Here is a 15,583-nt window from a genome sequence, read left to right on the forward strand (position 1 = left end):
TTGTTGGTGTTTTCCTGTAGTTGCAAAAGGATGTGTTTGGGTCCACTGGTGTGACTTCGTTGAATCCCGTCAAGTAAACCCCCAAGTGCGCTGAGGGAAGCCCATGCTTATCGGACTGCTCCGGAGGGCTTTACATGGGATGAACTCAACAAACTCTCATCGAAAACCTGGACTATTGAAGGGGCGAAAGCGGTAGGACATTGGGAACTCAACTAAAAAAACACATCACAGAATGTGTCGAAAAAATACATGCCCTGCTTAATTCTATGCAGTGCGAACCTTATAGTTCTTCTTTTGAAGGCATAGTGCATTCCCTTCATTCAGTCCCAAACGAAGAAATCGTAATCAGAAATATCCTCAAAATGTACCGAGGGGCTGGTAGTTTCTCAGATCTTGTTTTGTCTACCGCGGGCAACTTCTATCCACAAGAAAATGTGATGTTAGACCGTCTGAGAACGCGTTTATATGATCTTTGTGTGGAGTATGTAGAAGAACAGAGTAGGAGTGTGTAGTTTCTGCTACTTTTTGGTGTTTAGCAGGCGGGGCTGGTTCCCAGGATTTTTTTGGGGTGGCTGGGGCTGGACCCGATACCTCTGATGGTGTGCCTCTTGTTGCCGGTGTGGAGTTGATGGGTGCTCGTGGTTATGATCCGCTGACCGCTTCATTTTTGAGCGTTGATCCTCTGGCTCCTGTGGCTGGTGCTGCGTGGGGTTCTAACCCGTATTCTTTTGCGGGTAATAATCCGGTGAATCAGGTGGACCCGTGGGGTTTGCGGCCTATTACCGACGCTGAACTAGCGGACTACCAGAAGGCTCATCAGGGTATTCTGGCTGATGCTGGTGATTTTCTAGCGGATAACTGGGAGTATTTAGCGGCTGCCGGTATGGTGATTGCCGGTGGTGTTTTGATGGCTACCGGTGTTGGTGGCCCTGTTGGTTTGATGCTGGTTCAGGGCGGTATTTCTGTGGGGGTGCAGAAGGCTACTACCGGTTCGGTTGATCCTCTTCAGACTGCTTTGGATATGGTTCCTGGTGGCCCCCTGGTGCAAGGGTTAGCTGGCAGTGGTTCGGCGGCCTATTCGTATATGAGGCAACCGGGGTCCCATTCAGCGACTGGTTTGTTGAGTGAAGTGACGTTGGCGGCTTCTGTGGCTGCTTTGCCGGGGCCTTCGTCTGCGGGCAAGAAGCTAACAGACGAAGTCGTTTCTGTCGGAGGTAGTAAGACAACTCGAGTAATTGAAGGAGAAGTATTACAGCCTGCTGCTTTTAGTCCGTCACCGGCCACCGTACATTCTGGACAGAAAGCTATCGGGCCAGGTGTTTACGGAACTTTACCTGCATTACCACCGGCCCAACCAAAACTGCAGAACCTTTCTCCCCAGGTAATTCCCCACGACTATCCTTTGGCTCAAAATGCTTGGATAATGAACAAAGATGGCGTGGCCGTTGGTAATACGAATGCTGATAGGTTCGCGAAGGTTCTTAATGATTCGCCGGTTTGGGATGGGCCGTACCCCACACGTAGCCCCGGTCAACAGTGGGTGAGTACTTTCGATGGTTCTATAATTCGAATCATGGAATCTAACACTGGCACAAACCCTAATCATCAGCACCATATTTTGCGTGCAGTTTATGAAAGAGAGAATCCAGCAGGTCTAGATAAAAAACCTCTAAAACTTGATCCTGCCACTTGGGACGTGCCCAAACCTGATGCAGGATTAAAAGGGCACGAGAGATCTATAAAAATGATGGAAAAATCACATCTGCCTCTGCACCGTTATGAGTAAATAATGAATAACATCAAAGAATTTATTAATGAACTGCCCTTCACTATCGAATATTTCCAACCAGGTAGTTACGCACTTTCCCTGGCTGGAAAAACTTCCAGCGGTCGAGAATTTTCATTATATCTAGATTTCTACTGGGAAATATATTATGCAGGAGATGTTTTTAGTTGGGATAATACAGATGAAACAATTAATAGCAATCTCCAGAGAATTATTGGCGTCAAAATTGTTGATATTCTAGGGCCAGATAATGTTTACGATGCAACATACATTTTAGAAGACGGGGGAATGATCCGAGCCCTCACGTCTGATAATAAATTTGCCACGGAATGGAGTCTAACTGTTGTGGGCGAGGGAGAACAGCTTTTTGCAGGAGAGATTTATCCTTACGAACTTTCTGCCCTTGGCACTGATTTTACTCAGTGGGATGCTTTATATACGCCAGTTATTTTAAGTAACAAAAAAAGTTTTCCTCATGGTTTGATTGGCGCAAAAATTATTTCATTGAATTTGCTTGAAAAGGACCATAGTAATCGAGTTCTTGAAATTTATCTTCAGAAAAATTCCGTAGAAAAATATAAGATTCAATTCTGGAATTCTTGGGCCTTTTATTCAGATAAAGTTTTATTAATGGATAATGCTACCAAGGCCGGAGCACTCAATTTTGCCTCTATTGCTCAGGGTGAAACTCTACAAGGTTACACTGGAAGCGGTTTCGGATTATATGGATGTTCGCTGGTTTTTGATTCTTTGCGCTTGAGGCAGATCGGTTCAAGCGAACCCGCCTTGACCTGGCGCATCCTTGATGACAAGGGGAATCTTCTCTGGCGTGCGCCCACCGATGCAGAGGCAAACCAGGGCCTGATTGATGGGGTAGAAAACCCAGTCTTGTAAATAACAACCCGCCCCCTGGTTCACAAGCAGACACCGCTGACATCTTCGTATGGAGTTCCTACCCCCTATGTTCCCTTACAGCTTCGTGTAGATACGATTAGAGCAAGGAAATAGGGGTAGTCTTAGTAGGCCCACGACAGCTAGCCATGGACGTGGTTCCCGGTGGGATTGCGGTTCGAGCCCTTGCCGGTGGCACCTTTGCCGCGTATTCGTATATGAAACAACCAGGACCCTACACTGCTTCTGGGCTGACTGGAAATGTTGCGTTCGCTGGCTTCGTTACTGCTTTACCAGGCCCATCAAGCGCAGGGCGTCGTGTTATGGGGGAGGTAACTGGGGAGGCTACTTCTTGGATGCAATTGATTCTGGTCGCAGATAATTGTTTTTTCTATAGTTCAGGAAACAAAGTTTTGAAAATAACTAATAATCACCCACCAAACAAACAAAACTCCCACATTCCCCTGCGAGCAAAAATCCTTATGCCCTTGATTTTTGGAACCGTAATATTCATGATGGCTAACCCCATACTCGTTCCATGGGTCAATAATATGACCGCTGAACCCCGCACATGCACCGTTGAATCAGCTGTAGTTGAAACATCGACTAGTGGATCCAAATCAGCCACCAAACACGAAATTGTGCATATACAAACCTCAGAATGCGGAGAAATCAGGATCTACCGACTCTGGAGTAGCTTCAGAAGCTTTCAAGAATTAGCCGATAAACTCAATGAGAATAAAGATAAGGCTCTTATTTTTTTAGATCGGTAGGATACAAATGAATAGTGGAAGCACCGAGGCTAACCGCGTAGATTTCTAAGGGTTAGATTTTACGTTCAACACAGACAGCATCCCCGTCGTTGCAGGCATCGAACTCATGGGTGCTCGTGGCTACGACCCGGGTACGGCTTCATTTTTGAGTCTGGAAGTTAAAACAATGAATATAGCAACACAAAAAGAATCAGAAACCGCAAAAACTAAAAATACTAAGTTTCGACGGTTTGCTGTAATTTTATTGTGTATTCCTTTTGCGACGGGAGTTTTTGGTTCCAGCCGTTACTAAATTTTATCAACGATACGACCTCAGCACCTCTTGCTTGCACTGTCGAGTCGGCAGAAATTGATTTATCAACGGGTGGGCCGCATTCAGCGACTAAGCATGAAAGCGTCTTCATCCACACCTCTGACTGCGGCATGATTTATATCAGCCGCCTACACAACATGAACGTCAGCTCGTTCGAAGAACTCTCCACCAAAATCAACGAAAACGAAGGGCAAACCCTTACCTTCCACATCGGAAAACTACAGCTCAGCTCTGACTCCACTCGTGCTGAACGCGTAGATTTCTAGCGGCTTCTGGCTGTCAGCTGGACTTACCCACGATGTGACTTTTCCGCTTGTTGAAATAGCTAGGCCGCGTGGAGTTTTACCCCATACTCCTATGCTGGTAACAACCCGATCAACCAGTAGACCCGTGGGAGGGCTACGTCCAGCCACCGACGCTGACCTACAGGCCTACGCGCAAGCACACCAGGGCGCGCTAGCCACCGCAGGGAACTGGGTGGCCGATAACTGGGAGTATGTGGCTGGTGGCACTGCTACCCATGCCGGTCATGTAGGGTCTAATACAGGTATTGCTAGTGGAGGCAGTGATGCTCAATGACAGTTAATTCATTTGTTTTGCTAAGGAATGAACCCTATGCGATATGAAAATAAGTACACGCAGGATAAACTCAAGGAAAAACCCAAATATAAAGAATTAAATCCACTAGCGCATAGCTCGAAGACTAAGGGGCCAAAATTCTATGTAGGTTTTTTAGGATTATTAACAATGACTGTTTTAGTTGTTGGCGGTCTTGCAAGCATACCCCTGTATTTCATAGTGGGAAATGATGAATCCTTGCAGCGCGAGGCGCATTGCACAATCTCACAGGCTTATAAATCAGGTTCTGGCGGTGGTCTGAAGAGTTCGTCAGCTACACCAAAAATTATTATTGAGACTAAAGAATGTGGCGACTTGGTGTATCGCGGTGATTTGGGGGCAAATTCTACTGATGGAGCAGTTGAGCTATTGAACTCATATCATGACCAGCAAGTGCTGTTTTGGTTACATCCAATTCAGCTATCTGATTGGATCGATAGCTTGGTTCAGGTGAAACGTATCGAGTTACCTAGTGAGGTTCCGTAGGGTATCTCATTTTATCTTTCTGACTCTGGGAATTATAGATATCTCATAAATTCAACACTGCTCGATGAGTGCAAAACTCACTAATTGTTGCGAATAAAGTTCCTTAAAGCCAGGCCGTACGCGAGTTCTCTTATGGTGTTACTGGTCATCTCCGCGGTATCGAGCTCACTACAGGTAATGTTTAGGAACTTGTCTCACACGCCACAAAGGTTGATACTCTAGTGGAGATCACCTGTGTTGGTGGTGTCCCCGTTGTTGCGGTGTGGAGTTGATGGGTGCGCGTGGCTACGACCCGGGTACGGCTTCATTCTTGAGTGTTGATCCTTTGGCTTCTGTGGCTGTTTTGCCGGGGCCTTCGTCTGCGGGTAAGAAGCTGGTGGGTGAGGCTGCTGATTCAGTGGTTTCTCAGACCTCGAGGGCAGCAACCGATAGCGTTTCTACTCGTGCTGTGCAGCAGGTTGCGGAGAGTTCTGCACAGCGAAATATTAGTTCTGGGATTCCCATAAGTGGTGGATATTCTCCGGGAAAGTTAGAGTACTTATCCTCTAACCCTGTGCTGGATTCGGGTCTTGATGTGGCTGCCCTGTCTGCTCATAAGAAAGGGAAGCTGGGCACAGAACTAGCAGTCAAAGATATTGAAGCCCGCGGTGATCGTATCTTGGCTACTGAGGTTACTTTTGATGTGGATGTACCGGATATTGGCTCTACTAGAGTTCGATTGGACGCTGTGGCGGCCCGCCCGGATGGTACCATTTTTGGGGTTGAGACCAAGCTGGGTCCTAAAGCGAAATTTACGACCAACCAGCAGGAGGCTTATCCTCATTTCCTGGAGAGCGATGTAACCCCTCACGGAGCTAAGGCAGAAGCAGCCAAAAGACGCGGTGCTACTTTTGTAGTTGATGAAGCGGCCAAGGGGTTCCCGATAGAGGTTCACCATTTTTTCCCTGACGGATACCCAGAAAGGTAAGAATCATAATGGCAAGAGATCGTGATGTGCAGAAGCTCTGGCATGCTGAGTTAGCCCAGTTGGGTTTTAAGAAGGTGGGCAGGGATGCCCAGTACTTTTTTGATGAGGAATGGTCAGGTTTTGTTGGGTTGACTACGAGTTCTAATTATGGGGCCGGTTCCTCTGTTGATGTGACTATTGGTGTTGTGTGGCATCCTTTTACGGAGTTGGCTCGTGAAGTGGCGCCCTTTTTGGTTGAAGAAAAGGGGGAGCCGGTTTTTGGTGAGGCTTTGTTTGAGATTGATCCTTTGCGGAGTGAGCGTTTGGGTGTTGAATGGGATATTCAAGAAGGCCCTCATGATCCGATTGATTTGTCGGCTCCTGTGACCTGTTTGGTGGAGCAGGGCGTGCCGCATATGCGGAAGATGTGTTCGGTGGAGTACACCTTGGATGTTTTGAGGTGGCGTGGGTGTAATCCTAATATTGGGGGTGCTCAGTGGTGGGCTAGTTATGTGTTGGCTCTTGAGGTGGTTGGTTTGCGGGAGGATGCTTTGGGGTGGCTGGATGAGTTTGAGGTGCGGCATGCTGCTAAGGAAGTGAGGTTTCAGAAGCCGTATTTTGTTGATTTTGTGGTGGCTTTTCGGGAGCGTTGTGGTGTTTAGGGAGGGTGGTTTGTATGGCAAGAGATCGTGATGTGCAAAAGCTCTGGCATGCTGAGCTTGCCCAGTTAGGGTTTAAGAAGGTGGGCAATTATGCTCATTATCGACTTGATGATCAGTGGTCCTCCTGTGTTCGGATGACTACCAGTTCGAATTACGGGGCCGGTTCCTCTGTGTCGGTGTCTCTTGGGGTTATATGGCACCCTTTTACGGAGTTGGCTCGTGAGGTGGCGCCTTATGTGTTGTCTCCTAAAGGAACTCCTGTCTTTGCTGAGCCTTTACATGAGATTGATCCTTTGCGGAGCCAGAGGTTGGGTGTTAACTGGGATATTCAGGAAGGCCCTCATGAGCCGATTGATTTGACGGCTCCTTTGACGTATTTGGTGGAGCAGGGCGTGCCTCATATGCGGAAGATGTGTTCGGTGGAGTATGCGTTGGAGGTTTTGAGGGAGCGGGGGTGTCATCCTAATATGGGCGGTGCTCGGTGGTGGGCTAGTTATGTGTTGGCTCTTGAGGTGGTTGGTTTGCGGGATGAGGCTTTGGGGTGGCTGGATGAGTTTGAGGCTCGGCATGCTGCTAAGGAAGTGAGGTTTCAGCGGCCGTATTTTATTGATTTTGTGGTGGCTTTTCGGGAGCGTTGTGGTGTTTAGGATGAGCGGTTCTGATGAACCCGGCCGCTTTTGATGTCCGTAGAAACACGAACTGCCTAGCCAACCCAAGCCCCTCAACTCCCTAAACCCTGAAGAGCCAACTACCAAAGCCTTGAGAACCCCACATCAAGTCTGCCCCTGAAGTACGCTAAAGCCCCGCGCCCACCGGGGGAGCGGGGCCTTGACGCAAGTAGAAATTAGCGGATCCGCACGGCCTCAAAGGAAACCTGGGGAGCCACATAGGACTGCTGCGATTCAATGAGCTGTAGCTCGCGCTGGCCAGATTCTAGGGTGTTCTTCAGAAGCTCATAGACGCTGGCTGTTGTCAGTTCCAGGGCCTCCTTCAAAGACTTACCCGATGTAAAGTGAGAAGCAAAAAGTGCTTGGGTCACGTCTCCTGAACCGTTAGCCTTCAGCGGCAGCCGGTCCGTGGTAATTAGCCAGGCCTCATCGCCGGAGACAGCTAGCATCTGGATGCTGTTGCCGGGAGTTTCAGGGGTCGAAACGCTCGTGACCAGCACCGTCTTCGGGCCAATTTTCTGGGCCTTCTTGACCGACTCGAGCACCTCATCGAGGGTCTGCGGGTTGGTGCGGGTGACAAAGCCCAGCTCAAACTGGTTGGGGGTAATAATATCGGCGTGCTGGATGACCCGGTCACGGATCAGCTCCTGCACCTCAGGTGAAACAAAGCAACCGCTGGTGGCGTTACCCAGAACAGGGTCGCAGGAGTAGAGTACCTTGGGGTTCTTGGCACGGGCTTTAGCCACTGCGTCCAAGATGGCATCGCCAATGGATGAGCCACCCTGGTAACCAGAAATGACCAGAGCGGTGTCATCGAGGCCGCCGCGTTCTTCAATACCGGTAACAACCTCACGCACATCGTCGCCGGACATCAAGGGGCCGCGCCACTCACCGTAGCCGGTGTGGTTAGAGAAGAGGACGGTGTTGACTGGCATAACCTCGTGGCCTAGGCGCTGGAGGGGGAAAACTGCTGCTGAATTGCCGACATGCCCGTAGGCTACGGCTGACTGAATAGACAAAATACGCATAAAGGTATTGTGTCACAGACCCATGATTCCCTGTGACCCTATGACCTTTCACTACACCACGCGGCAATAGAAAAAAGGGGGCGGTACATGCTTGTGACCAAATCTTAAAAGGACTGATCTACATCAAGGGTAGGTAGGGCTGGGTCCAGAGAAGTGGATGGTCGGGCTGGCGTGAATGGGCTTGCCAGCGGTAGCTAACCTAGGCGGGAGGGGGCAACAAGGAGCATGAGTCCCGGCCACCAGCTACGTATATGTAAGGTGGACCCGCAGGTTCGGAACTACCTGGTCCACCTCCAGTACCGCGACCAGAGCTTCGCAAGCTGGGCGGCCCAGACTGAGCAAGGATTGCTCCAGTAGGCTGCTTGATCAACAAAAATGCCGCTGACCCGGGTAAGGAGCCAGCGGCATGATTGCTAAACCACGTAAGTTCTACGGGCGGGTTGCATCTTCTGGTTTGTCGAAGCGGACACCTGCAGGGTTAGAGGGCAGAATAGCCATAATTAGGGGAACAAGTGCACCGGGGCCTGCGAAGCTCAGTAAGTAAAAAGCACCGTGAAAATTGGCGTCTTGCAGGCGGCGCCACCAGAGGCCCAGCATGGTGACAAACTGTACAATTCCAAATACACCGATAATAAGTGCGAAAATCAACGTCTTACCAGCCAACGCCGGGCCGAGCTCATTAGACGCCTGCCTATATTCATTGTATGCATCCAGACTTGTGGACGCCGCTTCTTGTAGTTGCTGAAGATGGTTGAATGTTGGAACAATTGCCACCAAAGCTATTATGGAAAGCACCAAGCTGATAATAAACCATACGAGCATGACCCACCAGAATTCTGAGCGTGAAGCGCGTCCGCTAAAGCGGAACATGTACTTGCGCCAATTTTTAAGGGCCTGTCCAAAGCTGACGTGTGGGCGGGGTGCCGGGTGCGTGGGGGTAGCTGACTGAGTCACTGTAAGACCTCAATATAGATAGAGTAAACAAAATGTGTAAATACTATTATGGCAGGCATTGACGCTACTTACCGTGATATCCCATGCACCAAATATCTCAGGAACTAATCGGTGGAAGCTCGCAAAGGGCGCAATGGGGGCGCAGAATCGGTTGAATCACTACATATCGGCATCATCGAAGAACTCTTCGTCCAGCTCAACAACTTCGTACATCTGCTTTATTTGGATACCTACTTTGTACTTGACCATGAGGGACGTAAGACGTTCACCATCGATCAAGGCAATGCTATGGGAAGGTGAATCAGCAGTTCGCCGGGCGGACTCGGTGAAATTACTGGTTGTGATAAAAACTCCAGAACTTACCCCTTTGATAGCTAAGGCGCCGATAAACTCACGTATGGTTGCGCTACCGATACTGTTGTTTTCTGCATATCTTTTGGCCTGTACATAGATCTTTTCGAGTCCCAGCGCATCTTGGTCGATTACTCCATCTACACCACCGTCTCCGCTACCTCCGATCTGCTGGCCTCGCTTCTCCGCACCTCCGTAGCCCATAGCGAATAATAGCTTGATAACAGCTTTCTCGAAAAAAGACGGGTCTGAGGCGCGAAGGCGCACCAGTAACTCGTCTTTCGCTTGTGAAGTGAGAAGAGCGATACCCTTTTCGATTGATTCAGCCGGGGGCTCCAAATCAATTTCTAGATTGTGAGAATCAACAGAGCTTATTTCCCCACTCGTTTTTCTCTGAGGCCAGAACTGCCTAAATATTTTGTTCGCTTCTGCATAGGTAAGGTTGGTGTTTCTATTACCTTCCAGCCAATTTTTACCGGCTTCAGTGATGGTATAGAAGCCTTTCGAGGGGCGGACTGCCCATCCTGCTTTAGTGATGTGGCTGAGCGTCCAGCCAATACGGTGAGCAGAAACTTTCATACCGCTGGGCAACTTTGCTGAGCGTGCATCAGGGGAGGCTAGGTATCGGTCTTCGATAAGTCTTACGATGTCTTTCGTGCTGACCACATCGTGCTCTTCAAGCACCTCCAAGGCTGGACGAACAAAGAACGGCCAAGGGGGAACAGTAGCTGTAGATTTATCGTTTGTCATGGTGGTAATTCTAGCTGGGAGAGTGCTTCGAAGAGCAGAATTCCCAAAACCCAAAATTGTAATTTAGGTTGGTCTGCTCACCTTGTTTTACCTGCACTGGCCGCTATCTTGGGGGCACCGTGGGGCGCTACCCCTATATCTTGTACTCACATCTCTGTAATTTGAGGCCTCAATGAATAAACAGGTAAAAAATGGGTCAAAAACAGGTTAGACAGAGGCGGAATCAGCGCATAAACTAAGTATCAGTTGCAAAGACCCGGCCATCACCGGCGAGCAATCCGGAAGAACAGGTTATACCTGCACACCCCCGTAAATTCGTTGCGACGAGGGGAGTGCGCGGAATAGATATAACCCCAGTAGACCCGGACGGGTAAGCCCGAAACAGCTGTCATGAAGCGACTGATAACCGGTTCGGCACCTGCGCCAGCGGCTGGCTCATCTCACGACGAGCTAGCCGCTGGCGCAGGCCCATGCAAGCCCCGTAAGGCAATGGCTGGGAGTCGGGCCGGTTCTTTCAGTAAGCAAGGTGGTACCGCGCCAAACCCGGCACCTAGTTCGGGCCTAGCGTCCTTGCAGAACCCAAACTCAACCCATGTCGAGAACTAAAGGTCGCAACCATGACTCAAAAGCCTGTCTACCCTAAGGCAAGCGCAAGCGGTGCCAGCTTCGTAGCCGCTTCCCCCTCCTTCCCAGCACTCGAAGAAGCCGTGCTGAGCTACTGGAAGCAGGACGGTACTTTCCAAGCCTCCATTGACAACAGGGAGGCAGGCGCTAACGGGGCCAACGAGTTTGTATTCAATGATGGTCCTCCCTTCGCTAACGGCCTGCCCCACTACGGCCACCTGCTCACCGGCTACGTTAAAGACCTGGTAGCCCGCTACCAGACCCAGCGCGGACACAAAGTCGAACGCCGCTTTGGCTGGGACACTCACGGCCTGCCCGCTGAGCTTGAAGCCATGAAGCAGCTGGGTATGACCGATAAGCAACAGATTATCGAGATGGGCATTGATAACTTCAACGATGCCGCCCGCGCCTCAGTGCTCAAGTACACCACAGAGTGGGAAGAATACGTCACCCGTCAGGCCCGCTGGGTCGACTTTGAGAACGACTACAAGACCCTGAACGTTGAGTACATGGAGTCGGTCATCTGGGCCTTCAAACAGTTGCACGACAAGGGACTAACCTACGAGGGTTTCCGCGTTCTGCCCTACTGCTGGAAAGACGAAACCCCGCTTTCAAACCACGAGCTGCGCATGGACGATGACGTCTACAAGGACCGCCAGGACCCCTCGGTCACCGTTGCTTTCCGCATTACCGGCGACACCTCCCTAGCCGCCGATCAGGCTGTTGCCGCTGAACTGGTGGGGGTTGAGGCTCTTGCCTGGACCACCACCCCCTGGACCCTGCCCACCAACCAGGCGCTTGCCGTTGGCCCCCAGGTGCGCTACGCCCTTGTAGCCGGTGCCGGTGAGCTGGCTGGCCGCCGCTTCCTGCTGGCTGAGGACCTACTAGGGGAGTACGCCAAGGACCTGGGCTACGCCGCTGAAGAAAACCCGGTGGAGGCAGCCCGTGCCGCTGTCCTGGCAACCTACACCGGTAGCCAGCTTGAAGGCCTGCGCTACGCACCCCTGTGGGACTACTTCACCGATGCCGAGAAGTTTGGCACCGCAAACTCCTGGCAGATTCTGCTGGCTGATTACGTGACCACCACCGATGGTACCGGTCTGGTACACCAGGCACCTGCCTACGGTGAAGAGGACCAGAAGGCCTGCGAGGCTTACGGTATTCCCGTGATCCTCTCTATGGACGAGGGCGCTAAGTTCCTTGACCTGTTCGCCGACCCCAACCTGGCTGAGGGTGCGCCCCTGGCAGATATTGCCGGTGTGCAGATTTTTGATGCCAACCGCACCATCATCAACGTACTCAAGGCCGACGGCACCCTGATTCGTGAGAAGTCCTACGTGCACTCCTACCCGCACTGCTGGCGCTGCCGCACCCCGCTGGTCTACCGCGCCATCACCTCCTGGTATGTGCGCGTCACCGACTTCAAAGACCGCATGAGCCAACTGAATGAGAATATCAACTGGATCCCCGAGAACGTCAAGCACGGTCAGTTCGGTAAGTGGGTAGAGAACGCCCGCGACTGGTCAATTTCACGTAACCGCTTCTGGGGCTCACCAATCCCTGTGTGGGTTTCCGATGACCCCAACTACCCCCGAACCGACGTTTACGGTTCACTGGCTGAGCTAGAGGCAGACTTCGGTCGCCTGCCCCTGAACAAGGACGGCCAGGTTGACCTGCATCGCCCCTACATTGACGAGCTAACCCGCCCAAACCCCGATGATCCCACCGGTAAGTCCACCATGCGCCGTGTAGAGGACGTACTGGATGTTTGGTTCGACTCCGGCTCCATGCCTTTCGCCCAGTTCCACTACCCCTTTGAGAACAAGGAGTGGTTCGAGGCTCACTACCCGGCTGACTTCATTGTGGAGTACATCGGCCAGACCCGCGGCTGGTTCTACACCATGCACATTCTGGCAACCGCGCTCTTTGATCGTACTGCCTTTGAGAACGTCATTGCTCACGGTATAGTGCTGGGCTCAGATGGGCAGAAGATGTCTAAGTCCCTGCGCAACTACCCCGATGTGTCCGAGGTGCTGGACCGCGATGGCTCTGACGCTATGCGCTGGTTCTTGATGTCTTCCCCCATTCTGCGCGGTGGCAACCTGATTGTGACCGAACAGGGTATCCGTGAGGGGGTCCGCCAGGTCATGCTACCCCTGTGGAACGTCTACCACTTCTTTGCTCTCTACACCAACGCAGCTCACCAGGGCACTGGCTACGAGGCAAAACTGGTCTCCGAGGCCGAGCACGTCATGGACCGCTTTATCCTGGGCAAGACCCGCCAGCTGGTCGCCCAGGTCACCGAGGCAATGGACGCCTACGATGTGTCTGCCGCCTGCGATGCTCTGCGTTCCTACACCGATGCTCTGACTAACTGGTATGTGCGCCGTTCCCGCGAGCGTTTCTTCAACGAAGATACCGCAGCCTTTGATGTGCTTTACACCGCCCTGGTCACTATGGTCAAGGTTGCCGCCCCCTTGCTTCCGCTGACCAGCGAGGAAATCTACCGTGGCCTGACCGGCGAGCGCTCGGTTCACCTGACCGATTTGCCCACCCCTGAGGACTTCAAGAACGAAGAGGACCTGCTTGCTCTCATGGAGACTACCCGGGCAGTTGCTTCTGCCGGTTCGGCTTTGCGTAAGGCTAAGAAGTTGCGCGTACGCCAGCCCCTGGCTCACCTGACTGTTGCTGTTGCTGGCGGTAAGGAACTCGCCGGAACCTTCGAGAGCATCATCGCTGATGAGCTAAATATCAAAACCGTTGAACTGCTGGATGCCGCAGAGGTGGCCCCTGCTGACTTCGGTATCTCTCAGCAACTTAAGGTCAATGCGCGTGCCGCTGGGCCCCGCCTGGGCAAGCAGGTTCAGGTCGCTATCAAGGCTTCCAAGAGCGGTGACTGGAAGGTCGCCGAGGACGGTACTGTGGTCGTTGGCTTCCAGGCTGTTGAGGGTGGTATGGCTCTTGAGGCCGGTGAATATGAGCTTGAAACCGTGGTCGCTGAGGCCGATGGGGCCGCCGAAGGCGCGGTTTCTGTTCTGCCCGGTGGAGGATTCCTAGTTCTTGATACCGCCCTGACAGATGAGCTCCTTGCAGAGGGCACTGCCCGCGATGCAATCCGCGCAATCCAGTCCGAGCGTAAAGAAGCCGGCCTGAACGTCGCTGACCGTATCAAGCTCACCGTCTTGGCACCTGCTGCTGACCTTGAAGCGATTCGCGCCCACGAGCAGCTGGTTGCAGGTGAGACTCTGGCAGTGAGCATCTCCTACGCTGAGGGAACTGAGTTCTCAGCAACCGTAGAGAAGGCCTAAATGACGGACCAGTCCCTGAATATAGATCCTGTCTTCACCGAGGTTCAGGCTCAGGGCGTCCTTGCGGATGACGCCCCCGGCCTGGCAACGGTCTACGCGGAGCTTCTTGGCCGTGCGCCCGAGAACAAGATGGAACCCCGTCTTGATGCAGTGCGTCGGGCTGTGGATATCCTGGGGGAGCCTCATCGCTCTGCCCCGGTGATTCATGTGACCGGAACGAACGGGAAGACCTCTACCGCCCGCATGATTGAGCGTCTGCTCATGGCCCACGATATCCGTACCGGCCGGTACACCAGCCCTCACCTGGCACGGGTCACCGAGCGCATCAATATTGACGGTGCGCCGGTGGCAGATAGCACTTTTGTGCGTATCTGGGGAGAAATCAAGCCCTACCTGGATATTGTGGATGCTGAGCTTGAAGCCGCAGGTCAGCCCCGTATCACCTACTTTGAGGCCTTGACCATTCTGGCTTTCGCTATCTTTGCCGATGAGCCGGTTGACGTCATGGTTCTTGAAGTAGGTATCGGGGGCACCTGGGATGCCACCAATGTCGCCGATGCTACGGTTTCAGTGGTGACCCCCATCGGCCTTGACCACACCGACATACTGGGGGAGACCCTGGCCGAAATCGCCGCTGAAAAGGCCGGCATCATCAAACCTGATGGTTTCCTGGTTTCTGCCGTTCAGGACCCGCAGGCGGCACAGGTCTTACTTGAAGCAGCCCAGGCCCAGAACGCCGACTACCGTTTCGAGGGTGTTGAATTTGGGACGACCCAACGAACCGCAGGTGTGGGGGGCCAGCTCATCACTATTGAGGGCCTAGCTACCCGTTACGATGACATTGCCCTGCCACTCTTTGGTGCCCATCAGGCTCAGAACGCCTCGGTGGCCCTGGCAACGGTGGAAGCATTCTTAGGTGGTGGGCAGAAAGAACTGAACCTTGAGCTGGTTAAACTGGCTTTTGGTGAGGTTCGTTCACCCGGTCGCCTGGAACTTGCCCGTACTGAGCCGCCCGTGGTGCTTGATGCGGCCCATAATCCTCACGGTTTGCTTGCATCGGCTACCGCTTTCAAGGAGTCCTTCAGCTTCCAGGAACTGCATCTGGTGGTAGGTATTCTGGGTGAGAAGGATGCTGCTGGCATGTTCGAGATCTTGCTCAGCGAGTACGTCGATCGTCAGGACTTCCGCACTGTTCTGCACCTGACTGCCTCTGATTCGCCGCGTGCAATTGCCCCGGAGGCTCTTGTGGAGCTGGCCCTTGAAGCAGGCTTTGATGAGGATAAGGTCGAGACCCACGAAAATGTGGCCGATGCTCTTGCTGCTGCTGTCACTGTTGCGGCTGATGTTCCCAACCTGAACTCTGCTGTGCTGGTCACCGGTTCTATCACCGTAGTGGGCCAAGCCAGCACCCTGCTAGGTCTGTAA

Annotated in this window: 15 protein-coding genes; 12 read left to right on the forward strand and 3 right to left on the reverse strand. The window is 52.3% G+C overall.

The features are described 5' to 3' along the window. The first annotated feature begins 568 nt into the window (after nt 1-568). From ACN085_RS01415 to ACN085_RS01455, 9 genes are all read left to right on the forward strand, one after another. Nucleotides 569-1,786: an RHS repeat-associated core domain-containing protein gene (locus ACN085_RS01415; protein ID WP_419110347.1), complete on the forward strand. Its 1,218-nt coding sequence runs from the start codon at nt 569-571 to the stop codon at nt 1,784-1,786. A 3-nt stretch (nt 1,787-1,789) separates the two neighbouring features. Then, nucleotides 1,790-2,680: a hypothetical protein gene (locus ACN085_RS01420; protein ID WP_419105490.1), complete on the forward strand. Its 891-nt coding sequence runs from the start codon at nt 1,790-1,792 to the stop codon at nt 2,678-2,680. A 146-nt stretch (nt 2,681-2,826) separates the two neighbouring features. Beyond that, the gene (locus ACN085_RS01425; protein ID WP_419110348.1) at nt 2,827-3,450 is read left to right on the forward strand and encodes a hypothetical protein; all 624 of its coding nucleotides are present in this window, start codon (nt 2,827-2,829) and stop codon (nt 3,448-3,450) included. Between the two features lie 423 nt (nt 3,451-3,873). Next, nucleotides 3,874-4,029: a hypothetical protein gene (locus ACN085_RS01430; RefSeq protein ID WP_419110349.1), complete on the forward strand. Its 156-nt coding sequence runs from the start codon at nt 3,874-3,876 to the stop codon at nt 4,027-4,029. Nucleotides 4,030-4,153: 124 nt separating this feature from the next. Then, on the forward strand, nt 4,154-4,342 hold the full coding sequence (locus ACN085_RS01435; RefSeq protein WP_419110350.1) for a hypothetical protein: 189 nt from the start codon (nt 4,154-4,156) through the stop codon (nt 4,340-4,342). Nucleotides 4,343-4,378: 36 nt separating this feature from the next. Then, nucleotides 4,379-4,867 (forward strand): hypothetical protein, encoded by a 489-nt coding sequence (locus tag ACN085_RS01440; RefSeq protein ID WP_419110351.1) that lies wholly within the window; start codon nt 4,379-4,381, stop codon nt 4,865-4,867. Between the two features lie 271 nt (nt 4,868-5,138). After that, nucleotides 5,139-5,834 (forward strand): hypothetical protein, encoded by a 696-nt coding sequence (locus tag ACN085_RS01445; RefSeq protein WP_419110352.1) that lies wholly within the window; start codon nt 5,139-5,141, stop codon nt 5,832-5,834. 26 nt (nt 5,835-5,860) lie between these two features. Next, complete coding sequence (locus tag ACN085_RS01450) at nt 5,861-6,475, forward strand: hypothetical protein (RefSeq protein WP_419110353.1); 615 nt, start codon at nt 5,861-5,863, stop codon at nt 6,473-6,475. 14 nt (nt 6,476-6,489) lie between these two features. After that, complete coding sequence (locus ACN085_RS01455) at nt 6,490-7,122, forward strand: hypothetical protein (RefSeq protein ID WP_419110354.1); 633 nt, start codon at nt 6,490-6,492, stop codon at nt 7,120-7,122. A 197-nt stretch (nt 7,123-7,319) separates the two neighbouring features. On the opposite strand, the gene pdxY is transcribed toward ACN085_RS01455, so the two are convergent. Further along, nucleotides 7,320-8,171: a pyridoxal kinase PdxY gene (gene pdxY, locus ACN085_RS01460; protein ID WP_419099568.1), complete on the reverse strand. Its 852-nt coding sequence runs from the start codon at nt 8,169-8,171 to the stop codon at nt 7,320-7,322. A 225-nt stretch (nt 8,172-8,396) separates the two neighbouring features. Between pdxY and ACN085_RS01465 the strand changes: the two genes are divergently transcribed. Continuing rightward, the gene (locus ACN085_RS01465) at nt 8,397-8,528 is read left to right on the forward strand and encodes a hypothetical protein (RefSeq protein ID WP_419110355.1); all 132 of its coding nucleotides are present in this window, start codon (nt 8,397-8,399) and stop codon (nt 8,526-8,528) included. 72 nt (nt 8,529-8,600) lie between these two features. Here the strand turns inward: ACN085_RS01465 and ACN085_RS01470 are convergent, their stop codons facing one another. Continuing rightward, nucleotides 8,601-9,125 (reverse strand): DUF805 domain-containing protein, encoded by a 525-nt coding sequence (locus tag ACN085_RS01470; RefSeq protein ID WP_419105320.1) that lies wholly within the window; start codon nt 9,123-9,125, stop codon nt 8,601-8,603. 159 nt (nt 9,126-9,284) lie between these two features. Continuing rightward, a complete protein-coding gene (locus ACN085_RS01475) occupies nt 9,285-10,226 on the reverse strand; it encodes a restriction endonuclease (protein ID WP_419110356.1) in 942 nt (313 codons plus the stop codon). Nucleotides 10,227-10,843: 617 nt separating this feature from the next. On the opposite strand from ACN085_RS01475, the gene ileS reads away from it, so the two are divergent. Then, nucleotides 10,844-14,158: an isoleucine--tRNA ligase gene (gene ileS / locus ACN085_RS01480; RefSeq protein ID WP_419110357.1), complete on the forward strand. Its 3,315-nt coding sequence runs from the start codon at nt 10,844-10,846 to the stop codon at nt 14,156-14,158. After that, complete coding sequence (locus tag ACN085_RS01485) at nt 14,159-15,583, forward strand: bifunctional folylpolyglutamate synthase/dihydrofolate synthase (protein WP_419110358.1); 1,425 nt, start codon at nt 14,159-14,161, stop codon at nt 15,581-15,583.

Source organism: Rothia sp. P4278 (assembly GCF_048512945.1).
Taxonomy (GTDB): Bacteria; Actinomycetota; Actinomycetes; order Actinomycetales; family Micrococcaceae; genus Rothia.

Bases quoted from the DNA above. Each gene is read 5' to 3' on its own strand.
- ACN085_RS01420 (WP_419105490.1), top strand. From the start codon at position 1,790: ATGAATAACATCAAAGAATTTATTAATGAACTGCCCTTCACTATCGAA.
- ACN085_RS01425 (WP_419110348.1), top strand. From the start codon at position 2,827: ATGGACGTGGTTCCCGGTGGGATTGCGGTTCGAGCCCTTGCCGGTGGC.
- ACN085_RS01430 (WP_419110349.1), top strand. From the start codon at position 3,874: ATGATTTATATCAGCCGCCTACACAACATGAACGTCAGCTCGTTCGAA.
- ACN085_RS01440 (WP_419110351.1), top strand. From the start codon at position 4,379: ATGCGATATGAAAATAAGTACACGCAGGATAAACTCAAGGAAAAACCC.
- ACN085_RS01445 (WP_419110352.1), top strand. From the start codon at position 5,139: ATGGGTGCGCGTGGCTACGACCCGGGTACGGCTTCATTCTTGAGTGTT.
- ACN085_RS01455 (WP_419110354.1), top strand. From the start codon at position 6,490: ATGGCAAGAGATCGTGATGTGCAAAAGCTCTGGCATGCTGAGCTTGCC.
- pdxY (WP_419099568.1), bottom strand. From the start codon at position 8,171: ATGCGTATTTTGTCTATTCAGTCAGCCGTAGCCTACGGGCATGTCGGC.
- ACN085_RS01465 (WP_419110355.1), top strand. From the start codon at position 8,397: ATGAGTCCCGGCCACCAGCTACGTATATGTAAGGTGGACCCGCAGGTT.
- ACN085_RS01475 (WP_419110356.1), bottom strand. From the start codon at position 10,226: ATGACAAACGATAAATCTACAGCTACTGTTCCCCCTTGGCCGTTCTTT.
- ileS (WP_419110357.1), top strand. From the start codon at position 10,844: ATGACTCAAAAGCCTGTCTACCCTAAGGCAAGCGCAAGCGGTGCCAGC.
- ACN085_RS01485 (WP_419110358.1), top strand. From the start codon at position 14,159: ATGACGGACCAGTCCCTGAATATAGATCCTGTCTTCACCGAGGTTCAG.